This is a genomic window from Paroceanicella profunda (assembly GCF_005887635.2).
GTDB lineage: Bacteria > Pseudomonadota > Alphaproteobacteria > Rhodobacterales > Rhodobacteraceae > Paroceanicella > Paroceanicella profunda.
This window is the reverse complement of record NZ_CP040818.1, coordinates 627,081-649,202: the sequence shown is the minus strand read 5'-3', so window position 1 is coordinate 649,202 and position 22,122 is coordinate 627,081. Positions and strand designations below refer to the sequence as shown.

17 protein-coding genes are annotated in these 22,122 nt (G+C 71.2%); 11 read left to right on the top strand and 6 right to left on the bottom strand.

Features of this window, described 5'->3' with window-relative positions:
• The first annotated feature begins 127 nt into the window (after positions 1-127).
• Positions 128-1,072: an SPFH domain-containing protein gene (locus FDP22_RS02890; protein WP_138576367.1), complete on the top strand. Its 945-nt coding sequence runs from the start codon at positions 128-130 to the stop codon at positions 1,070-1,072.
• Positions 1,073-2,232: 1,160 nt separating this feature from the next.
• Here the strand turns inward: FDP22_RS02890 and FDP22_RS02885 are convergent.
• The 3 genes from FDP22_RS02885 to FDP22_RS02875 all read right to left on the bottom strand — a co-directional run bounded on the left by FDP22_RS02885 (position 2,233) and on the right by FDP22_RS02875 (position 5,696).
• A complete protein-coding gene (locus FDP22_RS02885; RefSeq protein ID WP_138576369.1) occupies positions 2,233-2,838 on the bottom strand; it encodes a calcium-binding protein in 606 nt (201 codons plus the stop codon).
• 129 nt (positions 2,839-2,967) lie between these two features.
• On the bottom strand, positions 2,968-4,680 hold the full coding sequence (locus FDP22_RS02880; protein ID WP_138576371.1) for a bifunctional sulfate adenylyltransferase/adenylylsulfate kinase: 1,713 nt from the start codon (positions 4,678-4,680) through the stop codon (positions 2,968-2,970).
• Positions 4,681-4,889: 209 nt separating this feature from the next.
• Positions 4,890-5,696 (bottom strand): glycosyltransferase family 2 protein, encoded by an 807-nt coding sequence (locus tag FDP22_RS02875; RefSeq protein WP_138576373.1) that lies wholly within the window; start codon positions 5,694-5,696, stop codon positions 4,890-4,892.
• A 40-nt stretch (positions 5,697-5,736) separates the two neighbouring features.
• On the opposite strand from FDP22_RS02875, the gene FDP22_RS02870 reads away from it, so the two are divergent.
• Positions 5,737-6,498 (top strand): glycosyltransferase family 2 protein, encoded by a 762-nt coding sequence (locus FDP22_RS02870; RefSeq protein WP_138576375.1) that lies wholly within the window; start codon positions 5,737-5,739, stop codon positions 6,496-6,498.
• A 313-nt stretch (positions 6,499-6,811) separates the two neighbouring features.
• Here FDP22_RS02870 and FDP22_RS02865 read toward each other — a convergent pair whose 3' ends face one another.
• Complete coding sequence (locus FDP22_RS02865; protein ID WP_138576377.1) at positions 6,812-7,408, bottom strand: DUF1285 domain-containing protein; 597 nt, start codon at positions 7,406-7,408, stop codon at positions 6,812-6,814.
• Positions 7,409-7,541: 133 nt separating this feature from the next.
• Here FDP22_RS02865 and FDP22_RS02860 point away from each other — a divergent pair, with 133 nt between their 5' ends.
• From FDP22_RS02860 to FDP22_RS02840, 5 genes are all read left to right on the top strand, one after another.
• On the top strand, positions 7,542-8,588 hold the full coding sequence (locus FDP22_RS02860; RefSeq protein WP_138576379.1) for an AAA family ATPase: 1,047 nt from the start codon (positions 7,542-7,544) through the stop codon (positions 8,586-8,588).
• A complete protein-coding gene (locus FDP22_RS02855) occupies positions 8,585-9,490 on the top strand; it encodes a DUF58 domain-containing protein (protein WP_138576381.1) in 906 nt (301 codons plus the stop codon). The genes FDP22_RS02860 and FDP22_RS02855 overlap by 4 nt, the downstream gene beginning before the upstream one ends.
• Before the next feature lie 147 nt (positions 9,491-9,637).
• The gene (locus FDP22_RS02850) at positions 9,638-12,520 is read left to right on the top strand and encodes a DUF4159 domain-containing protein (protein WP_138576383.1); all 2,883 of its coding nucleotides are present in this window, start codon (positions 9,638-9,640) and stop codon (positions 12,518-12,520) included.
• Between the two features lie 2 nt (positions 12,521-12,522).
• A complete protein-coding gene (locus tag FDP22_RS02845) occupies positions 12,523-14,625 on the top strand; it encodes a hypothetical protein (RefSeq protein WP_138576757.1) in 2,103 nt (700 codons plus the stop codon).
• 211 nt (positions 14,626-14,836) lie between these two features.
• Positions 14,837-15,538 carry a hypothetical protein gene (locus tag FDP22_RS02840; protein ID WP_138576385.1) on the top strand — a complete coding sequence of 234 codons (702 nt, stop codon included), beginning with the start codon at positions 14,837-14,839 and terminating at the stop codon, positions 15,536-15,538.
• On the opposite strand, the gene FDP22_RS02835 is transcribed toward FDP22_RS02840, so the two are convergent.
• Positions 15,498-16,214 carry a DUF599 domain-containing protein gene (locus FDP22_RS02835; RefSeq protein WP_346728828.1) on the bottom strand — a complete coding sequence of 239 codons (717 nt, stop codon included), beginning with the start codon at positions 16,212-16,214 and terminating at the stop codon, positions 15,498-15,500. The two genes, FDP22_RS02840 and FDP22_RS02835, sit on opposite strands and share 41 nt — an antisense overlap.
• 89 nt (positions 16,215-16,303) lie before the next feature.
• Here FDP22_RS02835 and FDP22_RS02830 point away from each other — a divergent pair, with 89 nt between their 5' ends.
• From FDP22_RS02830 to FDP22_RS02815, 4 genes are all read left to right on the top strand, one after another.
• Positions 16,304-17,746 carry an FAD-linked oxidase C-terminal domain-containing protein gene (locus FDP22_RS02830; protein WP_138576387.1) on the top strand — a complete coding sequence of 481 codons (1,443 nt, stop codon included), beginning with the start codon at positions 16,304-16,306 and terminating at the stop codon, positions 17,744-17,746.
• Positions 17,743-18,873, top strand: coding sequence for an FAD-binding protein (locus tag FDP22_RS02825; protein WP_346728827.1), 1,131 nt, complete (start codon positions 17,743-17,745; stop codon positions 18,871-18,873). Before FDP22_RS02830 ends, FDP22_RS02825 begins: the two co-directional genes overlap by 4 nt.
• Complete coding sequence (gene glcF, locus FDP22_RS02820) at positions 18,873-20,198, top strand: glycolate oxidase subunit GlcF (RefSeq protein ID WP_138576389.1); 1,326 nt, start codon at positions 18,873-18,875, stop codon at positions 20,196-20,198. Before FDP22_RS02825 ends, glcF begins: the two co-directional genes overlap by 1 nt.
• A 379-nt stretch (positions 20,199-20,577) precedes the next feature.
• Entirely contained in the window at positions 20,578-21,402 is an 825-nt protein-coding gene (locus tag FDP22_RS02815; RefSeq protein ID WP_138576391.1) for a trypsin-like serine peptidase, read from the top strand.
• A gap of 286 nt (positions 21,403-21,688) precedes the next feature.
• Here the strand turns inward: FDP22_RS02815 and FDP22_RS02810 are convergent, their stop codons facing one another.
• Positions 21,689-22,039, bottom strand: a complete 351-nt coding sequence (locus FDP22_RS02810) for a DUF2794 domain-containing protein (protein ID WP_138576763.1) — start codon at positions 22,037-22,039, stop codon at positions 21,689-21,691.
• Positions 22,040-22,122 lie beyond the last annotated feature (83 nt).

The following is a 22,122-nucleotide window of genomic DNA, read 5'->3' as shown; positions in this document are numbered from 1 at the left end:
CGGCGGCTCCGCGGCCTCGGCCGGGCGCCCCGGGGGCAGAGGCGTCCTCGGCTTCGAGGTTGCGCCGCACGGGCCGCACCGCGATGATCCGGGCCCCAGGCTTTCCCGTCGCAGAAAGGGCCGTGTCATGCTCGCCGAAAACCTCGCCGTCCTGATCCTCGCGGGGGGCGCCGTGCTGGCCCTCGCCGCATCGATGATCGTCATCACCCGGGAGCGGCACGTGCGCATGATCGAGACATTCGGCAGGTTCTCCAGCGTGCGGAAGGCCGGCCTCTCGTTCAAGCTGCCCTGGCCGATCCAGCACGCCACGGCGAATTTCTCCACCAAGCTGCGCGAGATCGGCGAGGAGGTGGAGGTGAAGAGCTCCGACAACGCCTTCGTCGTGGTGCCCATCCGGGTGCAGTACCGGGTGAAGCAGGGCGCGGAACGCGACGCCTACTACCTGCTGGAATACCCCGCCGACCAGATCCGCTCCTACGTGGTCAACCAGGTGCGCTCCTCGGCCTCCTCGCAGCCCTTCGACGCGCTGTTCCGCTCGCGCGACTTCTTCGAGACCGAGATCGAGGCGACCCTGACCGAGCGGATGTCCGGCTTCGGCTATCATATCGAGAACGTGCTGGTGGACGACCCGCAGCCCTCCGCGGAGCTGCGCGCGGCCTTCGACCGGGTGATCTCCTCCGAACGGCTGCGCGAGGCGGCGACCAATGAAGGCGAGGCGGAGCGCATCCGCATGGTCGCCCGCGCCAATGCCGACGGCGAGGCGCTGCAGATCAAGGGCGAGGCCTACGCCCGCTTCCGCAAGACGGTGGCCGAGGGCAATGCCGAGGCGCTGAAGCTGTTCAGCGGCGAGACCGGGCTGGGGCCGGAAGCCGGGCTGCAGTTCTTCATCTCGATCAACGAGATGGAAGCGGTGACCGCCGCCGCCGAGGCCGGCGGCAAGGTGGTGTTCGTGACCGGCTCCGCCGCCTCGGCCGGCGGGGCGACAATGGGGATGCTGGCCGGAGCGGAGGAGGCGCCGCCGCGCCCCGCCGGTCCGCCGCCGCGGCCCTGGGACGGCACGCCGGAGCGCTGAGCCCGGCCGGGGACAGCCCCTCGGGGGGCATCGAGCCCCCGCTCGGCGCTCGCCGCGCCCCCTCCGGGGCCCGGCGGGCACCCGGCTTCACCGCGCCGAAAGGCGCGTGCGCTCCGCTCAGGCGAGCAGGTCGTCGCTCAGCAGGGACATGTCGAAATCCTGCAGGGTGAGGACCATGCCACCGGGCTGGGCATAGCCGTCCGGGGCGCGGAAGCGGATCACCGTGTCATCGCCGACCTGTTCTGTCGACTGCGCCTCGTCGAAGGAGGTGACGCGCCAGGGCGTGCCGTGGTCACCGCGCAGCCGCAGGCTGTCCGCGCCCGCGTCGAAATCCCCGATGGTGATGGCGGCTGTGGCGGCGCCCGCGTCGACGTAGATCTCGAACCGGTCGGCCCCGGTGCCGCCCTCGGCATAGGTGCCGTCGATGCGCAGGGTCAGGTAGTCGTTGCCCGCGCCCCCGTACTGGTGGCCCGCGTTGAGCAGCGTGTCGTTGCCGCTGCCACCGTAGAGCCAGGCGGTGAGGCCGAGCTCCTGCTGCTGCGAGCGCCAGGGCGTCTCGAGAGTGTCGTTGCCGGCGCCGCCGTAGATATGGCCTGTGCCCACGATGCGGTCATTGCCGATCTCGCCGTAGAGCGGGCCGCTGCCGCCGATGATCCGGTCATCTCCGGCCTGGCCGTGCACCTCGCCCCAGTCGAGCCGCAGCTGGTCGTCGCCGTCACCGCCGGCAAGGAAGGCCGGTGCCGCCTCGGCGCCACCGAGCCGCAGGCCGTCATCTCCGTCGCCGCCGAGATCGGCATCCAGGTTGCGCAGCGACCTGACCACGCGATCGTCCCCGATGCCTCCGTAAACGAGCGCATGCGTGCCGCGATCCACGCGGAAGTAATCGTCGCCGGCACCGCCGTGGAGGGCGCTGATCCCGATGTCGCGACTGATGAACCGGTCGTCGCCCGCCCCGCCGAACAGCGTGCTCGATGCCTGGCGGGTAACGAAGAGGTCAGCCGCCGCGCCGCCGTAGAACTCCGAGGAGGTGCCGGTCGTGGTGTAGTGGTTCCGCCCGGTGGCCGAGCCGATGACCGCGTCGATGCCTTCCATCACCATGGCGCCGGCATGGCCGGCGATGCGGATGTAATCCCGGCTCGGATCATAGCGCAGCGAGGTGGTTACGGCGGAGAAGTCCGCCGTGTCGGGGTCGTGGTAGGGGCTGCGCTCCTCGTCGGCGTAGAAGTAGCTGTCGCCGCCGCCGCCGTAGAAGACGCTGAGATCGGTGCCGCCGATGAACACGTCGTCTCCGAACGTGCCGACCACCGCCTCGATGCCGGTGAAGCTGTCGCGGGTGCGCGGGCCGATGAGAGCAGGCCGGCCCCGAGATCGACCCGGAAGGCGAGGCTTTCCACGGCGTCCTGCCAGGAGAGCACGTCGAAGCCTGCCCCGCCGTCGATGGTGTTCGGGCCGACCCCGTATGTTTCGTAGCCGACGAAGATATCGTTTCCGGCATCGCCGTAGAGCGCATCGCCGCCCGGGCCGCCGAGGAGCACGTCATCGCCGTCGCCTCCGTAGATCGTGTCCAGCCCTGCATCGCCGTACAGCAGGTCATCCCCGGCCCCGCCGAACAGGATGTCGTTTCCGAAGCCGGCGACGAGGATGTCGTCGCCTTGCTTGCCGGTGAGAACGTCGTTTCCCCCCCAGCCCCAGATGCTGTCGTCGTCATTTCCGCCGACCAGCGTATCGTTCCGGCTTCCGCCGACAAGTGTGATGCCACGCGCCATGTACGCTACCCCCCCCCCCGCTATCCGCGGAGCATTGCCGGGGGCCGGCACAAAAGCAAGGCCCGCGCGGCCGGGTGGCTGCGCGGGCCTGTTCCGGCCGGGGCCGGAGATGCCGTCAGGCGGCGGAGATCAGCGCTCGGAGCCGATCAGGCCCATCTGCTCGAGCTTCAGGATCACCTGCTGGGCGCAGAAGTCCACGTCCGTGCCCTGGGTGTCGATGCGCAGCTCCGGCTTCTGGGGCTCCTCGTAGGGGTCCGAGATGCCGGTGAACTCCTTGATCTTGCCTTCGCGGGCGAGCTTGTAGAGGCCCTTGCGGTCACGCTTCTCGCACTCTTCCAGGGTGGTCGCGACATAGGTCTCGACGAAGGCGCCGTAGGCCTCGATCATCTCGCGCACGGCACGGCGGGTCGCGGTGTAGGGCGCGATCGGCGCACAGATCGCGATGCCGCCGTTCTTGGTGATCTCGGAGGCCACGTAGCCGATCCGCTTGATGTTGATGTCGCGGTGCTCCTTGGAGAAGCCGAGCTCCGAGGACAGGTGCTTGCGCACCACGTCGCCGTCGAGCAGCGTCACCGGGCGGCCGCCCATTTCCATCAGCTTGACCATGAGCGCGTTCGCGATGGTGGACTTGCCCGAGCCGGAGAGGCCGGTCAGGAACACCGTGAAGCCCTGCTGGGCCCGCGGCGGCTTGGTCTTGCGCAGCTCGGTCACCACCTCGGGGAAGGAGAACCACTCGGGGATCTCGAGACCTTCCACCAGGCGGCGGCGCAGCTCGGTGCCGGAGATGTTGAGGACGGTGACACCCTCCTCGATCTCGTCGGCCGGCTCGTACTGGGCGCGCTCCTGCACGTAGACCATCTGCTTGAAGTCGACCATCTCGCAGCCGATCTCGGACTGGTGGGCGCGGAACAGCTCCTGCGCCTCGTAGGGACCGTAGAAGTCCTCACCGGCGGAGTTCTTGCCCGGGCCGGCATGGTCGCGGCCGACGATGATGTGCGTGCAGCCGTGGTTGCGGCGGATCAGGCCGTGCCACACGGCCTCGCGCGGGCCGGCCATGCGCATGGCGAGGTTCAGCAGCGACATGTGCGTGGTGGCGGCCGGGTACTTGTCCAGCACGGCCTCGTAGCAGCGCACGCGGGTGAAGTGGTCGATGTCGCCGGCCTTGGTCATGCCCACCACCGGGTGGATGAGCAGGTTGGCCTGCGCGTCCTTCGCGGCGCGGAAGGTGAGTTCCTGGTGCGCGCGGTGCAGCGGGTTGCGGGTCTGGAAGGCGACGATCTTGCGCCAGCCCATCTTGCGGAAATAGGCGCGCAGCTCGTTGGGCGTGTCGCGGCGGGCGCGGAAATCGTAGTGGATCGGCTGCTGGATGCCGGTGATCGGGCCGCCGAGGTAGATCTTGCCTGCGGTGTTGTGCAGGTAGTTCACCGCCGGGTGGGCGACATCGTCGGCGCCGAAGACCTTCTCGGCCTCGAGGGCCTTGTTCGGCTCCCACTTGTCGGAGATCGACATGATCGCGAGGATCACGCCTTCCTGGTCGCGCAGGGCCACGTCCTGGCCGGGCTCGACCTTGGCCGCCAGTTCCTCGGACACGTCCAGCGTGATCGGCATCGGCCAGAGCGAGCCGTCCGCCAGGCGCATGTTCTCGACCACGCCGTTGTAATCCGCCTCGGAAAGGAAGCCCTTGAGGGGGTAGAACCCGCCGTTCATCAGCAGCTCAAGATCGCAGAGCTGGCGCGGAGTAAGGTCGATGGAGAAAAGCTCCGCAGCTTCCAGCTTCAGCTTTGCGGCGCTGTCGTAGGACACATACAGCTCCGGGATCGGCGCTACATTCGGCGTGGTCATGAGGCTCTCGCTTCTTCTGACGGCGCGGCCCTTGCGGAAGCGCCTATGGGGAAAAAGTTTTCTTTTGGCTTTTGGACTGCATTGCAGCAAAAGACAATCACCGAGCACCCGAAAAACGTGCAGACCGCGACAAAACGACATACCCCCACGCGCGAGTGCTGCTTTAGCGAGCAGTTGGTGAAATTGTGCCTAAGCCTTGCGATTGTTGATCATTCGGGCGGAGTCCGGCGCCGCCATTGCTCGCGACGGTGGAGTTCATACATCTTCACATCGCGCAGCCATCGCCCCCAGGCGAGTACCGTACCGATGCTCACCCCGTAGAGCCCGCCGCGCCACCGTCCGCGCAGCACCACGTGCTGGAACATGTAGGCCGGCATGCCGAACAGGATGCGCAGCGCGAGCACGCCCCGGCCCTTGCGCCGGGACCCTTCCGCGCCGCGGGAACTGGAGCCGTTCATCTTCGCCACCAGGTTGGCGACGTCGCGGAAGGCGAAGTGGTGGATGGGGTTGGCCAGCCGCCGCGGTGTCACGCCCTGCGGCAGCTCCAGCTGGTCGTAGCGCTTGTGCTCGGGCATGCGCAGGCTCCGGCGGTCGTAGAGCTTGTTGCGCCAGGAGATGGAGAAGCCCTCCCAGGCCGGGCCGTCGGGCGGGCAGATGATCATCGGCAGGGCATAGACGGGCCCCTCCGGCGCACCGGCCTCGAACAGCGCGGAGATCTCTGCGGCGAGGGCGGGGGGCACCACCTCGTCGGCGTCGAGGTCCAGCAGCCAGTCATGCCGGGCGGCCTCCTCGCCCACGCGCTTCTGGAACCCCTGGCCGAGGAAGGGCTGGTGCACGATCCGCGCGCCCTCGGCGGCGGCCAGCTCCAGCGTCCGGTCGGTGGAGCCGGAGTCCACCACGATCACCTCGTCGGCCACGCGCAGGGCGGCGCGGACCACGTCGGCGATGCGGCGCTCCTCGTTCAGCGTCCGGATGTAGCAGCTCAGCGGAGCCTTGCCTGCTGGGGAGTGAACCATCTAATAGGGGTCCGCAATCGGGCCGAAGGGGGGCTTCTTGATGACAAAGGGCGGTGTACCGGAGGCGGGCGGGGTTGTCTACACCGTGGCCCTGACCAGCTGTGGCCGCTTCGACCTGCTCGACGCCACGCTGCGCTCGCTCATCGATCATCTCGACGTGCCCCCGGCGGAGATCGTGGTGATCGAGGACGGCGGCGACACCCGCGTGCGCGAGGTGGCGGCGCGCCAGTCCGTGCCGGTGCGGGTGATGGTGAACGAAGGCCGACTGGGCCAGATGGCCTCCATCGACCGGGTCTATGCCACCATCGACACCCCCTACATCTTCCACTGCGAGGATGACTGGGAGTTCTTCCGCAAGGGCTTCATCGCGGAGAGCGCCCGCATCCTGGAGGCCCGGCCGGACATCTCCATGGTCAGCCTGCGCGACCTGAAGGAGCTGAACCCGCTGGTGCGCGCCTCCGTGCTGGAGGAGGTAGGCGGCGTGGCCTGCTACCCGCTCGACACCCGCCTGCACCCGGAATATTTCGGCTATTCCTTCAACCCCGGCCTGCGCCGCCTCTCCGATTTCCGCGCCGCAGCGCCGATCGAGGCGATCGGCGGCGAGGAGGACATCTCCTACTGGTTCCGCAAGCGCGGCTTCCGCTACGCCGTGCTGGGCAACCCGGCCGTGCGCCACATCGGCTGGGAACGCCACGTGGACGACCCCACCAAGCCGCGCCGCCCGCGCAGCCTGCCCGAGCGCCTCGCCCGCTCGGTGCGCAAGCGCGTGAAGCGCCTGCGCCGGATGCTGGGCGGGGCGTGACGGCCCCGGACCTGCCGGGAACGGTTGCCGCAGCAAGCCCCCGACCGTTGCGGAGGGCTGCCCGGCCGGCGGCCCGACACGCCGGGAGCGGCTGGCCGGCCGCCTCCGCAAGCCCTGGTGAGCGGCGTGAGGGCCGGGCGCCGCGACATGCGGAGCGCCAGCCGCCCGCGTGCTTAGCGACGCGCGGAGCGCCAGTCGCCGCGTGCCCCGCGACGCGCGGAGCGCCAGTCGCCGCGTGCCCCGCGACGCGCGGAGCCCCGGTCGCCCACGTGCTCCGCGCCGCGCGGGGGCGCCCCGCCTCTGAACGGCCCGGTCAGGCCCCCGAAAACTCTTCCGACAGGATGATGGGGAAGAACGCCCCGTCCGACCACAGCCCGAACCAGCCGCCGTGATGCGCGCCCATGTCCACCAGCCGGTAGAAGCTCTTGCGGTCGATCAGCGCCTCCAGGCCGCGGCGCACGTGCACGTAGGGTGCGGGTTCGTCGGTCTGCGCGTCGCGCTCCACGCGCAAGGGGTTCCGCGGGCCGGCCACGGTCTCGTCGCCCACATTGGTGGTGAAGATGATGCGCTGGTCGTGGCCCGTGCCCTCGATGCGGAAATCGACGGCCAGGAAGGGCGCGTCCTCCACCGTGATGCCGATCTTCTCCACCGGAGTTACGAGATAGTAACCATGATTCTCCAGCTTCAGGACGGAGGCGAAGAGGCGCACCAGCGCCTCGCGGCCGATCGGGGTGCCGAGGTAGAACCATGTGCCGTCGCGGGCGATGCGGATATCGAGATCCCCGCAATAGGGCGGGTCCCAGAGATGGACCGGCGGCGGGCCCTTGCGGGCCGCGGCGCGGACGGTTTCGGCGAGGCCCTCTGCACTGGGCGCTCGCGGTCTCGTCGCGGGGTTTTGATCGTCCGGCATGGGTTCCTCTTCGAACTGGACCAGGGGCGGACTGGACACGCCCCCGATTCAACGTAGTCTGATCAGGGCGGCATTCCCATGGCGCCAGGCATTTTCCGGCCCACCCCTCACGGGCCCAGCGGGAGTTTACGGCATGAGCGAATTCGGGGCGACCACCGGCGCGCAGGACAGTGCAGACAGCGGCGCGGCACTGCTCGGCGAGATCGAGGCCACCGGCGCGCGGCTGGCCCGTGCGCGCGAGGAGATCGCCCTGCGCGTGATCGGCCAGAAGGACGTGGTGGACCTCACGCTCATCACCCTGCTCTCGGGCGGGCACTGCCTGCTGGTCGGCGCACCCGGCCTCGCGAAGACCCGGCTGGTGGAGACGCTGGGCACCGTCACCGGGCTCGATGGCGCGCGCATCCAGTTCACGCCGGACCTCATGCCCGCCGACATTCTGGGCGCCGAGGTGCTGGAGACCGCGCAGGACGGCTCCCGCGCCTTCCGCTTCATCCAGGGCCCGATCTTCTGCCAGCTGCTGATGGCCGACGAGATCAACCGCGCCAGCCCGCGCACCCAGTCCGCCCTGCTGCAGGCGATGCAGGAGCGGCATGTGACCGTGGCCGGCGCGCGGCGCGAGCTGCCGGTGCCCTTCCATGTGCTCGCCACCCAGAACCCGATCGAGCAGGAAGGCACCTACCCGCTGCCCGAGGCCCAGCTCGACCGCTTCCTGCTGCAGGTCGACGTCACCTACCCGGACCGTGCCTCCGAGCGCGAGATCGTGCTCGCCACCACCGGGCTGGCCGAAACCGAGCCGAAGGCGGTGTTCGACGCCGCCAGCCTGCTCGCGGCCCAGCGGCTGGTGCGCCGCCTGCCGGTGGGAGAGGCGGTGGTCGACGCGATTCTCGACCTCGTGCGCTCCGCCCGCCCGGGTGAGGCGGATGCCTCCGACCGGGTGAACCGCGCGGTGAGCTGGGGCCCCGGCCCGCGCGCCGCGCAGGCGCTCATGCTCGCGGTGCGCGCCCGAGCGCTGCTGGACGGCCGGCTCGCGCCCTCGCTGGAGGACGTGGTGGCCCTGGCCCGCCCGGCGCTGAAACACCGCATGGCGCTCGGCTTTGCCGCCCGCGCCGAGGGCCAGACGCTGGAGAGCGTCATCGACGAGCTGGTTGACACCGTCACCCGCCGGGCCGAGGCGGCATGAGCGCAGGCCCGTCCCGCCCCGGCGGCACCGCCGAATGGCTGCGGCGTGACGCGGAGCGCATCTCCGGCGCGCTGCCGCCGCTGATGGCCGAGGCCGAGCGGCTGGCGCACACGGTGGTGGCCGGCGTGCACGGCCGCAGGCGCGCGGGCCCGGGCGAGAGCTTCTGGCAGTACCGCCATGCCGTTCCCGGAGACAGCGCCGCCGCGATCGACTGGCGGCACTCGGCCCGCTCGGATTCCTACTACATCCGCGAGATGGAGTGGGAATCGGCGCAAAGCGTGCAGATCTGGGCCGATGACGCCCAGGCGATGGACTACCGCTCCGACGCAGCGCCCCGTTCCAAGGCGGATCGCGCGGCGCTGCTGGCCCTCGCCCTCTCGGTGCTGCTGGTGCGCGGCGGCGAGCGTGTGGGGCTGATGGGCTCGGCCCAGTCGCGCCCGCGCCCGGGGGAGAATCAGCTCACCCGGATCGCGATGGAACTGTCGCTCGGGCGCGAGCAGCGGCCGGATTACGGCGCCCCCCCTGCCGACCCGCTTACCCGCGGCGGCCGGGCGGTGTTCCTCTCCGATTTCATGGGCCCGAGCGCGGATCTCTTCGACGCGATCGCCCGGGCGGCGGAATCCGGCGTCTCCGGCGCCCTGGTGCAGATCCTGGACCCGGCGGAGGAGAGCTTCCCCTTCGACGGGAGGGTGATCTTCCGCTCCATGGCCGGGGTGGTGGATTTCGAGACCCAGCGCGCCCGGGCCTTGCGGGAGGCCTATGTTTCGCGGCTGGCCGAGCGGCGGGAGATGCTCGCGGAACGGGCGCTGCGCTCGGGCTGGCAGTTTCTTCAGCACCGCACCTCCGAAAGCCCGCGCAAGGCGCTGCTCTGGCTCTACATGGCCATCGGGGGAGACCGGTGAGCGCCCGCGCCACACTGCTGTGCGCCGGGGCTTCCGCCGCTGAGAGGGCGCCCGCGCAGGCCCGCGGCCTGTTTCCGGGGGCCACCCCATCCGCCGGGCCCGGCCGGGCCCGCACCGCGCCGCCGACTGCCGGACAGGGATGAGCCGATGCTGAGCCTCGGAGCTTTCGCCTTTCTCAATCCGTGGCTGCTGGTGGCCCTCGCGGCGCTGCCGGCGCTCTATCTCCTGCTCAAGGCCACGCCGCCGGGGCCGCGGCGCATGGCCTTTCCGGGTGTGCGCCTGCTCCTCGGGCTGCGCGACCCGGAAAAGCAGCCCGAACGCACCCCCTGGTGGCTGCTGCTCCTGCGCATCCTCGCGGTGGCCGCGGCCATCCTGGGCTTTTCCGATCCGGTGCTGAACCCGCGCCAGCCGATCACCGGCTCCGGCCCGGTTCTCGTGGTGCTCGACGGCGGCTGGGCCTCGGCGCCGGACTGGTCGGAGCGGCAGGCGCGGGTGCGCGAGGTGCTCGAGCAGGCCGGCCGGGCCGGGCGCCCGGTGGCGCTCGTGTCGCTGGCCGATCCGGTTCCCGCCGAGCCGCGGCTGGACCTGCGTCCGGCAGCGGACTGGTCGGGCCGGCTCTCGGGGATGCGCCCGCGGGCCTGGGCCCCGGACCGCGACGGCTGGGCGGCGGCGCTGGAAACCGCGGTGGCCGCGGCCGGCCCGGTCGACACCTGGTACCTGCGCGACGGGCTTTCGGACGCGCTTTCGGATGGGGCGCAGGCCGACATCACCCGCACGCTGGCCGGGTTCGGCCCGCTCACGGTGATCGGGCCCGAACGCCTCGCCCTCGGGCTGAAGCCCGCGCGGCTGGAGGAAGGGCTGTTGCGCGCCGATATCGCCCGGGCGCCGGGGCAGGGGCCGCGCAGCGTGCAGGTTGCCGCCATCGGCACCGATCCGGCCGGCAAGGAGCGCCGTCTCGCCCTCGCCTCCGCTGACCTCGCGGAGGGGGACACCTCGGCCACAGTGGCGTTCGACATGCCGCTGGAACTGCGCAACCGCATCACCCGGCTCACCATTCCGGCGGAGCCCTCGGCCGGCGCCGTCACCCTCACAGACGAGGCGATCCGCCGCCGCAAGGTGGGGCTGATGGCCGGGGCGCAGGTGCAGGAGGGCCAGCAACTGGTCTCGCCGCTGCACTACCTGCGCCAGGCCCTCGCCCCCACGGCGGAGGTGATCGAGGCGCCGCTCTCCGAGATGCTGGCCGCCAGCCCGGACGTGCTGATCCTCGCGGATGTGGGCGTGCTGGCCCCGGCGGAACACGAGGCGCTGCAATCCTGGGTGGACGGCGGCGGGCTGCTCATCCGCTTCGCCGGCCCGCGCCTCGCCGCCTCCAGCCAGGGCACGCAGGAGCTGGACCCGCTGCTGCCCGTGCGCCTGCGCGAGGGCGGCCGCTCCGTGGGGGGCGCGATGTCCTGGGGTGCGCCGCGCACCCTGCGCGCCTTCCCGCGCTCCAGCCCCTTCGCCGGCCTGCCCACACCGGAAGAGGTCACGGTCACCCGCCAGGTGATGGCCCAGCCCGACCCGGACCTGCCGGACCGGATCTGGGCCGCGCTTGAGGATGGCACGCCGCTGGTCACCTCGCGTGAGGAGGGGGAGGGCCGCGTGGTGCTGTTCCATGTCACCGCGAACGCGGAATGGTCCAGCCTGCCGCTCTCCGGGCTCTTCGTGCAGATGCTGGAGCGTCTGGCCGTGAGCGCGCGGGCCGGCGCGCCCGACACCGATGCGCTGGAAGGCACGGTCTGGACCCCGGAACTGGTGATCGACGGCTATGGAAGGCCAATTGACGCCAGCGCCGTCGCCGGCGTGAGCGGCGCCCGGCTGGCCGAGGGCCGCCCCGGGCCGGATGCGCCGCCGGGCGTCTACAGCGCCGGGGACCGCACCGTGGCGATCAATCTCCTCACCGCGGACAGCACGCTGCAGGCCGCGGCGGCCCCGCCTGCCGGAACCCGGGTGGAGCAGCTTGGCGCCACCACGGAGACCGGCCTGAAACAGTGGTTCCTGATCGCCGCCATCCTGATGCTCGCCGCCGATCTGCTGGCCACGCTCTGGCTCGGCGGGCGGCTTCGCGGCGGGCGGCCCTCGCATGCGGGCCACGTCACCCTGGTCCTGCTGAGCGCCGGGCTGGCGGCATCGCTCACGCTGGCCGCCCCGCAGGGCGCGCGGGCCCAGGCGCAGCCCGCCCCCGGTCAGGCCGGCCAGCAGGTGGTGCCCTTCGAGGATCCCCCGAAGGAGGGGGACGACCGCGCCATCGCCGCGACCACCGAGACCGTGCTGGCCTATGTCCTCACCGGCGACCAGCGGGTGGACCGGGTGAGTGCGGCCGGGCTCTCCGGTCTCTCGCGCATGCTCGCGGCGCGCACGGCGATCGAGCCGGGCGAACCAATGGCGGTGAACATCGAGACGGACGAGCTCGCCTTCTTCCCGATGCTCTACTGGCCGATCGCGGAGACCCAGCCGATGCCCGGCCCGCAGGCGGTGGCCAAGCTCAACGCCTACCTGCGCGGCGGCGGCATGATCGTGTTCGACACGCGCGACGCGGATCTCGGCGCCGGCCTCGGCACCGGCACGCCGAACGGCAAGGCCCTGCAGCGCATCGCCTCGCAGCTCGACATCCCGCCGCTGGAGCAGGTGCCGGAGGACCACGTCCTCACCCGCGCCTTCTACCTGCTGCAGAGCTTCCCGGGCCGCTACGCCGAGGGCCCGGTGTGGGTGGAGGCGGCGCAGGACCCGAACACGGTCGACGGCATGCCGTTCCGCAACCTCAATGACGGGGTGACCCCGGTGGTCATCGGCTCGAACGACTGGGCCGCCGCCTGGGCGCTGGACGAGAACGGCCGCACCATGTTCCCGGTGGGCCGGGCCCTGGGCGGCGAGCGCCAGCGCGAGATGGCCTGGCGCTTCGGCATCAACCTCGTGATGCACGTGATGACCGGCAACTACAAATCCGACCAGGTGCACGTGCCCGCCCTGCTCGAGAGACTGGGACAGTGACGATGGACCTCAACGCGAGCCTCGGATTCGACCCTCTCGTGCCGCTGCCGCTGCTGGCGGTGCTGGCGGGGCTGGCCCTGCTGCTCACGCTGGTGGCGGCCTGGCGGCGCGGCCGGGGCTGGTGGCTGCGCGGGCTCGCGTTCCTCTGCCTGCTGGCCGCGCTGGCCGGCCCCTCCCTGCAGCGCGAGGAGCGCGACGGGCTGTCCGACATCGCCTTCCTGGTCATCGACCAGAGCGCGAGCCAGGGCATCGAGGATCGCACGCAGGTTTCGGCCGACACCGCGGCGCAGATCGAGGCGGAGCTGCGCCGCCTCTCCGAGGCCCGTCCGGGCGAGGCGCCGGTGGAGACCCGGATCATCCATCTCGCGCCGCCCGATGGCGTGGCCGACGATCCGGGCACCCGGCTGATGACCGCGCTTTCCGACGCCGCGGCCGAAGTCGCGCCGGACCGTATCGCCGGGGCCATTCTCGTCACCGACGGCGAGGTGCACGACCCTGAGGTGCTCACCGATTTCCCCGCCCCCGTGCACGTGCTGCTCACCGGCCGCGCCGATGAGTGGGACCGCCGCCTGAAGGTGGAGACCGCGCCCGCCTTCGGCATCGTGGGCGAGGATGTCACCCTGCGCGTCTCGGTGGAGGCGCTGGGCCGCACGCCGGCCAGCGCCGGGTCCGAGGCGGAGATCCGCGTGGCCGTCGACGGGGAGGAGACCGCGCGCATCCCGTTCCCGGTGGGCCGCACGGTGGACATCCCGGTCCGGATCGCTCACGGCGGCGCGAACGTGATCCAGCTCACCACGCCGGTGCGCGAGGGCGAGCTGACCGACCGCAACAATTCCGCCGTCATCACCGTGAACGGCGTGCGGGACCGCCTGCGCGTGCTGCTCGTCTCCGGAGAGCCGCACCCGGGCGAGCGCACCTGGCGCAACCTGCTGAAGGCAGACCCCTCGGTGGACCTGGTGCATTTCACCATCCTGCGCCCGCCGGAGAAGCAGGACGGCGTGCCGGTGTTCGAGCTTTCGCTCATCGCCTTCCCCACGCGCGAGCTGTTCATGGACAAGATCGACGAGTTCGACCTCATCATCTTCGACCGCTACCGCCGCCGCGGCGTGCTGCCGCGCGCCTATCTCGCCAATGTGGCGCGCTATGTGGAGGAGGGCGGCGCGGTGCTGGTGGCCTCCGGCCCGGCCTATGCCGGGATCGAGAGCCTGCACCGCACCCCGATCCGCGAAGTGCTGCCGGCGGAGCCGACGGCGCGCATCCTCGAGCAGGGCTTCCGGCCGCATGTCTCCCGGCTCGGCTTCCGCCACCCGGTGACGGAGGGGCTGGAGGGCGCGGAGTCCGCTGATGATACCGGCCCCACCTGGGGCCGCTGGTTCCGGCTGATCGAGATGCAGGCGGAGCGCGGCGAGACGGTGATGGAGGGCCCGGGGGACCGGCCGCTCCTGGTGCTCGACCGTCCGGGCAAGGGCCGGGTGGCGATGCTCGCCTCCGATCATGCCTGGCTCTGGTCACGCGGCTATGAGGGCGGCGGGCCGCAGGCGGAACTGCTGCGCCGGCTCGCGCACTGGCTGATGAAGGAGCCCGAGCTGGAGGAGGAGGCGCTCACCGCCTCCGTCTCCGGCGCCCAGGTGACGGTGAACCGCCGCTCGCTGAAGGACCTCACCTCCGATCTGACGGTGGAGAGCCCGTCCGGAGAGACGGCCAGCGTGCCCTTCACCCTGCAGCGCCCCGGGCGCTGGACCACCAGCTTCACCGCCGATGAGCAGGGCCTCTACCGGCTGTCGGACGAGGCGCACGAGATCGTGGTGGCGGTGGGGCCGCCCTCGCCGCGCGAATTCGAGAACCCGATCTCCACCGGGGACATTCTCGCGCCGCTGGTCACGGCGACGGAGGGCGGCATCGTCCGCCTCGCCAGCGCCGGCGTGCCGGAGATCCGCCGGGTGCGCGAGGACCGTCTCGCGGCCGGGCGCGGCTGGATCGGCCTGGCCGAGCGCGAGGCCTATACCGTACGCGACATCAGCCTCACGCCGCTGGCCCCGGGCTGGCTCATGCTGGTGCTGGCGGCGGCCCTCACCCTCGGTGCATGGCGTTTCGAGAGCCGGTGACCGGTGGAATTGCGACGATGTGTCGCAATTTCTGTGCGGCGCAACAGCGGGTTCGGAAACGGACGCAAACGATGTATGATGTCAGGATGAATCAGTCGGATCAGCGTTAGCCAGGGGAAGCCCGCAGCCGTTTCGCGTGCTTCCGTCCTCAGCCATGCACCGGCGGAAGGCCCCGTAACGTCTGTCAGTGTGGTCTCCGGAGGTCCCGCAGATGATGCATACCCTTATAAGGTCGAGTGCCGACCCGGAGGTTCCGGGCCTCCAGATCGTGCTCGAACTGGGGGTGGATAGCCGTTTGCGCGTCCGGCGTCTTTCCGCCGCGCTGGGCCCGGCGCAGCTCATCCTCAGCCTCCCCGAGGCCGAACCGGTGCACGCGGTGCTGCGCCGCTCGATTGCGGACCGGCTGGAGGAGATGTGCCGCACGCTGCTCGAGTCCGACACGACGGAGCCGGTGACCACCCCGCCGGAGGGGCTCTGCGCCCCGGGACTGCGGCTTGCGGGCGTCACCCTGCGGCTCAGCCGGCGGCCGGGCAGGCGGCAGCGGCTGACCGTGCTCGCACGCTCGGCGGAGGGCACTCTGGCCTCGCTGCTGCGTGACGGTTTCCTGCCCTCCGGCACCATCGAAAGCGAATTCCAGGCGTTGGCGGACCGGGCGCTGGAGCGATTCTACCTGCCGATCGCCAATCTCAACTACCTTCTGGACGAGGTGCTGGACGCCGGCAATGCCGTGAGCCAGGCTCAGGTGCTGGCGGCGCTGGAGCGGCTGCGCTCGCACACGCTGACGGTGCAGGCCGAGTTCTCGTCGCTGATTTCCGAGCTGTCTCCCGAGCGCCCGGCGATCCGCCCCGCCAGGCGCCTGCCCGCGGCCGACCTCAGCGCCGTGCCAGCACTACGGCACGGGACTGAGAGTTGAATTCGCGCCGGTAGAGGGTGAACAGGGTGAACACGGTGGCGATCACCAGCGCCTCCGGCCCCAGCAGCCATGACAGGCCCGCCAGCGCGAAATACACCGCGCGCAACCCGCGGTTGAAGCTGCGCGCGGCGTAGATGTTGAGATAGCCCGCCTTGCGCGCGATCTCGTTCATGTCCTCCGTCACCCCGCCGCCATCCAGGTTCGGCACCGAGGCCATGACCACGGCGCAATAGCCGAACAGCCTGTGCGACCAGACGAATTTCAGGAAGGCCGAGGCGAGGATGACGATCACCAGCAGGATCTTCGCCTCCCAGACCACCCGCAGCGAGGCGCCCTCCACGTTCAGGTCCTGCGCGACGGAGACCAGCCGGTCCGTCTGGCCCAGCAGGGCGAGCCCGCCGCCGATGGCGATCATGCAGGCCGAGCCGAAGAAGCTCGGGCCCTGGCGCAGGGTGGAGAGGATGTTGGTGTCGAAGATGCGCACGTCGCGGCGGCACATTTCCTGCATCCACGACAGCCGGTAGGACTGCATGAGCATGTGCATCGAGGGCCGGTGCTTCGGCGCGTGCTCGATCAGATAGCCCGACACCGCCCAGCTCAGCAGCAGGAATCCCGCCGCCAGCGCATCCCGCAGGGTGAAAAAGTTACTCAGATTGGCGAATTCGGGCATCATCATGCACTGATACCCTGACCCGACATCTTTGCAAGACCATGAATTGGTAATATGGAGTAACCAATAATCCGGGCCCGATGGGGAGAGCTGCCATGGACATGCCGATACCTGACGCAAGCATCCTGACGCGCAAGCCGCAGATCGTGGCGCGGCTGGAAGCGGTGCTGCCGCCCGGCGCGGTGATCTCCGACCCGATGGAGACCCGCGCCTATGAGTGTGACGGGCTCACCGCCTACCGCTGCCAGCCGCTGGCCGCCGTGCTGCCGGCCAGCACCGCGGAGGTGGCCGCGGTGCTGCGCATCTGCCACGAGGAGGGGGTGCCGGTGGTGCCGCGCGGCTCGGGCACCTCGCTCGCCGGGGGGGCGATGCCCACGGCCGACAGTGTCATCCTCGGGGTGGCGCGGTTGAACGCGGTGCTGGAGACATCCTACGACGACAGGTACATCCGGGTGCAGACCGGTCGTACCAATCTCTCCGTCACCGGGGCCGTGGAAGCGGACGGATTTTTCTATGCGCCCGACCCGTCCAGCCAGCTCGCCTGCGCCATCGCCGGGAACATCGGCATGAATTCCGGCGGTGCGCATTGCCTGAAATACGGGGTGACCACGAACAACCTGCTCGGCGTCACCCTGGTGCTGATGGACGGCTCGGTGGTGGAACTGGGCGGCGCGCACCTCGATGCGGCGGGCTATGACCTGCTCGGCGTGGTCTGCGGCTCGGAGGGCCAGCTCGGCGTGGTCACCGAAGCCACCCTGCGCATCCTGCCGAAGCCCGAGGGCGCGCGGCCCATCATGCTGGGCTTCGATTCGAACGAGGTGGCCGGCGCCTGCGTGGCCGACATCATCCGCGCCGGGGTGCTTCCGGTGGCGATCGAGTTCATGGACCGGCCCTGCATCCGCGCCTGCGAGGCCTTCGTGCACGCCGGCTACCCGGATGTGGAGGCGCTGCTGATCGTGGAGGTCGAGGGCTCGGAGGAGGAGATCGCCTCCCAGCTCGCCCGCATCCGCGCCATCGCGGAGCGCCACGCCCCCTCGGAACTGCGCGAGAGCGCGAGCGCGGAGCAGTCCGCGCTGATCTGGAAGGGCCGCAAGGCGGCCTTCGGCGCCATGGGCCAGATCAACGATTACATGTGCCTGGACGGCACCATCCCGGTGAGCGCGCTGCCCATGGTGCTGCGCCGCATCGAGGAAATGTCGGCACAATACGGGCTGAAGGTGGCCAACGTGTTCCACGCCGGGGACGGCAACATGCACCCGCTCATCCTGTTCGACGCGAACCAGCCCGGCGACCTGGAGAAATGCGAGGCGCTGGGCGCCGACATCCTGTGCCTGTGCGTGGAGGTGGGCGGCTGCCTCACCGGAGAGCACGGCGTGGGGGTGGAGAAGCGCGACCTGATGAGCGTGCAGTTCTCGCCCGACGATCTCTCCGCCCAGATGGACGTGAAGGACGTGTTCGACCCCGGCTGGCTGCTGAACCCGGCGAAGGTGTTCCCGCTCGCGGCCTCCGAGACCCGGCGCGCGGGGCGGGCGTCATGATGCGCCCGGAGACGGAAGCGGCGCTGGCCGAGTGCGTGCGCGGCGCGCGCGGCCCCTTGTGCATCACCGGCGGCGGCACCCGCCAGGCGCTGGGAAACCCGGTGACCGGCGAGGCACTGTCGGTGGCCGGGCTCAGCGGCATCACCCTCTACGACCCCGGCGCGCTCACCCTCGTGGCGCAGGCCGGCACCCCGCTGGCGGAGGTGGAGGAGGCGCTGGCCGCCGAGGGCCAGATGCTGCCCTTCGAGCCGATGGACCACCGCGCGGTGCTGGGCACCTCCGGCGCGCCCACGGTGGGCGGCATGGTGGCCTGCAACGTCTCCGGCCCCCGCCGCATCCAGGCCGGCGCCTGTCGCGACAGCCTGATCGGCATCCGCTTCGTGAATGGCGCCGGCGCGGTGATCCGCAACGGCGGGCGGGTGATGAAGAACGTCACCGGCTACGACCTGGTGAAGCTGCTGGCCGGCAGCCACGGCACGCTGGGCGTGCTCACCGAGGTGGCCTTCAAGGTGCTGCCCCGGCCGGAGACCTGCCTTGCCCTGCGCATCGGGGGGCTCGATGACGCGGGCGCGGTGGCGGCGATGACCGTGGCGCTCGGCTCGCCCTGCGAGGCGAACGGGCTCGTCCACCTCTCCGGCCCGGCCGAGACCTGGATCCGCCTCGAAGGCTTCGCCGACGCGCTGAAGGTGCGGGCGGGCAAGCTTGCCGCGCTGCTGAAGACACGGTGCGGCGTGAGCGCAGAGATCGTGGAGGCCGGGCCCGCCCGCGCCGCCTTCGAGGGGTTTCGCGACCTCGCCTGGGCGGCCGGCAGGCCGGGCGACCTCTGGCGCCTCTCCGTGCGCCCCTCCGACGGGCCCGCCCTCGCCGCGCGGCTGCGCGCCGCCGGGGCAGGGGAGATCGTGTTCGACTGGGGCGGCGGCCTGCTCTGGGCGCTGGCGCCCGAGGGCACGGACCTGCGCCCCGCCCTCGCGGGCCCCGGCCATGCCACGCTGCTGCGCGCGGGCCCGGAGACCCGCCGCGCCCTCGGCGCCTTCCAGCCCGAGGCCCCCGCCATCGCCGCCATTTCGAAAGCCTTGCGCGCGCGCTTCGACCCGCGCGGCATCCTCAACCCCGGACGGATGGGCTGATGCAGACCAGTTTCACCGAGACCCAGCTCGCGGACCCCGCCATCGCCCGCTCGAACCGCATCCTGCGCTCCTGCGTGCATTGCGGCTTCTGCACCGCCACCTGCCCCACCTACCAGGTGCTGGGCGACGAGCTCGACAGCCCGCGCGGCCGCATCTACCTCATCAAGGACATGCTGGAGAGCGGCCGCCCCGCCGACGAGAAGACAGTGAAGCACATCGACCGCTGCCTCTCCTGCCTCGCCTGCATGACCACCTGCCCCTCCGGCGTGCACTACATGCATCTGGTGGACCACGCCCGCGAACACATCGAGAAAACCTACCGCCGCCCCTTCATGGACCGCGCCATCCGCTGGACGCTGGCGAAGGTCCTGCCCTACCCGGGGCGCTTCCGCCTCGCGCTGCTGGGCGCGAAACTGGCCCGGCCCTTTGCCGGCCTGCTGCCGGAGACGCTGGGCGCCATGGTGCGCTTCGCCCCGGCCCGCGTGCCGCCGGTCTCGCGGCTGGACGACCCGCAGGTGTTCCCGGCCGAAGGCCCCCGCCGCGCCCGGGTGGCGCTGCTCACCGGCTGCGCGCAGCGCGCACTCGACACCGGGATCAACACCGCCACCATCCGCCTGCTCACCCGGCTGGGGGTGGAGGTGGTGATCGCCCGCGGCATGGGCTGCTGCGGCGCGCTCACCCATCACATGGGCAAGACCGATGACAGCCATGCCCAGGCCGCGCGCAACATCCGCGCCTGGATGGCGGAGAAGCGCGGCGCCGGGCTGGACGCGGTGGTGATCAACACCTCCGGCTGCGGCACCACGGTGAAGGACTACGGCCACATGTTCGCCGGCAGCGACCTGGCCGCCGACGCCGCCGAAGTGGCCGCCTTGGCCCGGGACGTGACGGAACTGGTGGCGCAACTGGGGCTGGAGGGGCAGGCGCCGCGGCTGCGCGTGGCCTATCACGCCGCCTGCTCGCTGCAGCACGGCCAGAAGGTGACCGCGGCGCCGAAGGCCCTGCTGAAGGCCGCCGGTTTCGAGGTGGTGGAGCCGGCGGACGCGCATCTGTGCTGCGGCTCCGCCGGCACCTACAACCTGATGCAGCCGAAGATCTCCGCCGAGCTGAAGGCGCGCAAGCTCGCCACGCTGGAAGCCACGGGCCCGCAGGTGATCGCCGCCGGCAACATCGGCTGCATGATGCAGCTGCGCTCGGGCACCGGCATCCCGGTGGTCCACACCGCGGAACTGCTGGACTGGGCGACGGGCGGGCCCTGCCCGAACGGGCTGGAGGCGTTCGACACTGCCGCCGCCGCGGCGCACCAGATGCGCCCTGTCGGGTAGGAGGCGCAACAGACGTGCCTTGTCGGCAAGTGGCGCAACAGACGTGCCTTGTCGGCAAGTGGCGCAACAGAAGGGCTCTGTCGGGTACGCGGCGCAGCAGAGGGGCTGAATCGGCAAATGGCGCGACAGAAGGGCTATATCGGTGCGCGGTGCACCAGACGTGCCCTGTCGGCGGGTGATGCACCGGCCGCGCGCTCTTCGCCGGCGGCGCGACTGACGCGCATTCTGAACCCGGGGCGCGACAGCAGCCCGTCCTGAAGGCGTGGCGCAGCAGGTGCGTTGGCCGGCGTGGCGCACCCCGGGGGGGCGGAGTGCAATAGTCGTGCGTCGCGGCGTGGCCGGCGTAGGCAGGTGGCCCGCATCGGCGCATACTGCGCGGATGCGCCACTCGATTCTCCGCTTCGGGTCCGTCGGGCCCGCGCTGCTGCTCGCGGCCTGCGTGCTGTCGTCCGCCCTTGCGGAGGACGCGACGGTGCCTGTGGTGGCGCGCGCGCCCGGGGTGCGGCCGGGCGATGCCGACCTGCACCGCCTGCTCACCGCGGAGGAGGCCTGGCCCTGGGCCGGGGTGGGCCGGGTGAACGTGGCCGGCAGCGGCTTCTGCACCGGCACGCTCATCGCGCCGGACCTGGTGGTGACGGCCGGGCATTGCCTGTTCTTCCCGCGCACCGGCAGGCCGGTGCCGCCGGAGAGCGTGCATTTCCTCGCCGGCTGGCGGAAGGGCGAGATGCGCGCGCATGCCCGGGTGCGCGACTACGTGCTCGCGCCCGGCTACGATCCCGCGGATACGGACCAGCACCGCCGCCTCGCCGCCGACGTGGCGCTGCTCCTGCTGGAGGCCCCGGTGGCCGAGAGCGCGGCCATTCCCTTCGCGCGCGCGCCCTGTCCGCGGATATCCGAGCCGGTGGCGCTGGTTTCCTACGCCCGGGCGCGCTCCGAGGTGGCCTCGCTGCAGGAGCCCTGCCATGTGCTCTCGCGCGATCACCGGCTGCTTCTGCTGAGCTGCGACGTGAACTTCGGCGCCTCCGGCTCCCCCGTCTTCGTGACGGGCGAGGGCCGGCCCGGCCTCGCGGCGCTGGTCTCCGCGATGACGGAGTGGCGGGGGGAGCGGGTGGCCGTCGGCATCGACCTCGGTGAGGGGCTGGACGCGATGATCGCGGAGCTTCGCGCCCGCTCCGCCCCCGGCGCGCGCCGCCCCGGCGGCTGACACGCGCCTGCGCCGGTTCCGGCGGGGCGCCGAGGAGGGGCCCGCGCGCCGCGGCTCAACGGGTCCCGGTGCGTGTCCGATGGCAGCGTGATCTGGCGGCAGCCTGTGCCCGGGCGGGACGTGACACTCGATGCTCAAAGGTCCGGCGGGGGGCCGGGATCAATGGGCACTTGCCTGGCAGGTGGTTCGGGACGGCCGGGTGCGGGGCCCGGAGCGTCATGCGGCCCTGCGTGTGGACGGCGCCCCGGTCCTGATCCGCCGGCGGAAGCAGCCTCCGCCCCGGCGCTCAGTCCTTCACGATGCGGATGAGCTTGCGCTCGACCACCTGCAGCACGACCTTCAGGTCCTGCCCGCGCTTGAGGATGCGTCCGTCCATGCCCAGCACCCGGTACATGCCCTGCTTCTCGGCCAGGCGCGGGTGCTTCTCCACCCGGTAGAGCGGGGTTTCGGCGGTGCGGCGGAACATGCAGAAGATCGCGCAATCCCGCAGGTGCGAGATCCCGTAATCCTTGCAGACACCGGCCGCGACCATGCGGCCATAGACCTGCAGGATCGCGCTGAGCTCCGTGCGGTGGAAGGTCACCTGATCGTAGCTGCGACCGTCGGTTCCGAAAGCAGTGCCGTTCACGATGTTCATGACGCAGAGCATGCGGTGCCGCGGCCCGGCTGACAAGGGTCTATCTCGCGCAGCTCCCGGCTCTGGCCCGGCCGGGACAAACT

Excerpts from the sequence above, each read along its gene's own strand:
- FDP22_RS02890 (WP_138576367.1), top strand. The coding sequence starts at position 128 with ATGCTCGCCGAAAACCTCGCCGTCCTGATCCTCGCGGGGGGCGCCGTG.
- FDP22_RS02885 (WP_138576369.1), bottom strand. The coding sequence starts at position 2,838 with ATGGCGCGTGGCATCACACTTGTCGGCGGAAGCCGGAACGATACGCTG.
- FDP22_RS02880 (WP_138576371.1), bottom strand. The coding sequence starts at position 4,680 with ATGACCACGCCGAATGTAGCGCCGATCCCGGAGCTGTATGTGTCCTAC.
- FDP22_RS02875 (WP_138576373.1), bottom strand. The coding sequence starts at position 5,696 with ATGGTTCACTCCCCAGCAGGCAAGGCTCCGCTGAGCTGCTACATCCGG.
- FDP22_RS02870 (WP_138576375.1), top strand. The coding sequence starts at position 5,737 with ATGACAAAGGGCGGTGTACCGGAGGCGGGCGGGGTTGTCTACACCGTG.
- FDP22_RS02865 (WP_138576377.1), bottom strand. The coding sequence starts at position 7,408 with ATGCCGGACGATCAAAACCCCGCGACGAGACCGCGAGCGCCCAGTGCA.
- FDP22_RS02860 (WP_138576379.1), top strand. The coding sequence starts at position 7,542 with ATGAGCGAATTCGGGGCGACCACCGGCGCGCAGGACAGTGCAGACAGC.
- FDP22_RS02855 (WP_138576381.1), top strand. The coding sequence starts at position 8,585 with ATGAGCGCAGGCCCGTCCCGCCCCGGCGGCACCGCCGAATGGCTGCGG.
- FDP22_RS02850 (WP_138576383.1), top strand. The coding sequence starts at position 9,638 with ATGCTGAGCCTCGGAGCTTTCGCCTTTCTCAATCCGTGGCTGCTGGTG.
- FDP22_RS02845 (WP_138576757.1), top strand. The coding sequence starts at position 12,523 with ATGGACCTCAACGCGAGCCTCGGATTCGACCCTCTCGTGCCGCTGCCG.
- FDP22_RS02840 (WP_138576385.1), top strand. The coding sequence starts at position 14,837 with ATGATGCATACCCTTATAAGGTCGAGTGCCGACCCGGAGGTTCCGGGC.
- FDP22_RS02835 (WP_346728828.1), bottom strand. The coding sequence starts at position 16,214 with ATGATGATGCCCGAATTCGCCAATCTGAGTAACTTTTTCACCCTGCGG.
- FDP22_RS02830 (WP_138576387.1), top strand. The coding sequence starts at position 16,304 with ATGGACATGCCGATACCTGACGCAAGCATCCTGACGCGCAAGCCGCAG.
- FDP22_RS02825 (WP_346728827.1), top strand. The coding sequence starts at position 17,743 with ATGATGCGCCCGGAGACGGAAGCGGCGCTGGCCGAGTGCGTGCGCGGC.
- glcF (WP_138576389.1), top strand. The coding sequence starts at position 18,873 with ATGCAGACCAGTTTCACCGAGACCCAGCTCGCGGACCCCGCCATCGCC.
- FDP22_RS02815 (WP_138576391.1), top strand. The coding sequence starts at position 20,578 with ATGCGCCACTCGATTCTCCGCTTCGGGTCCGTCGGGCCCGCGCTGCTG.
- FDP22_RS02810 (WP_138576763.1), bottom strand. The coding sequence starts at position 22,039 with ATGAACATCGTGAACGGCACTGCTTTCGGAACCGACGGTCGCAGCTAC.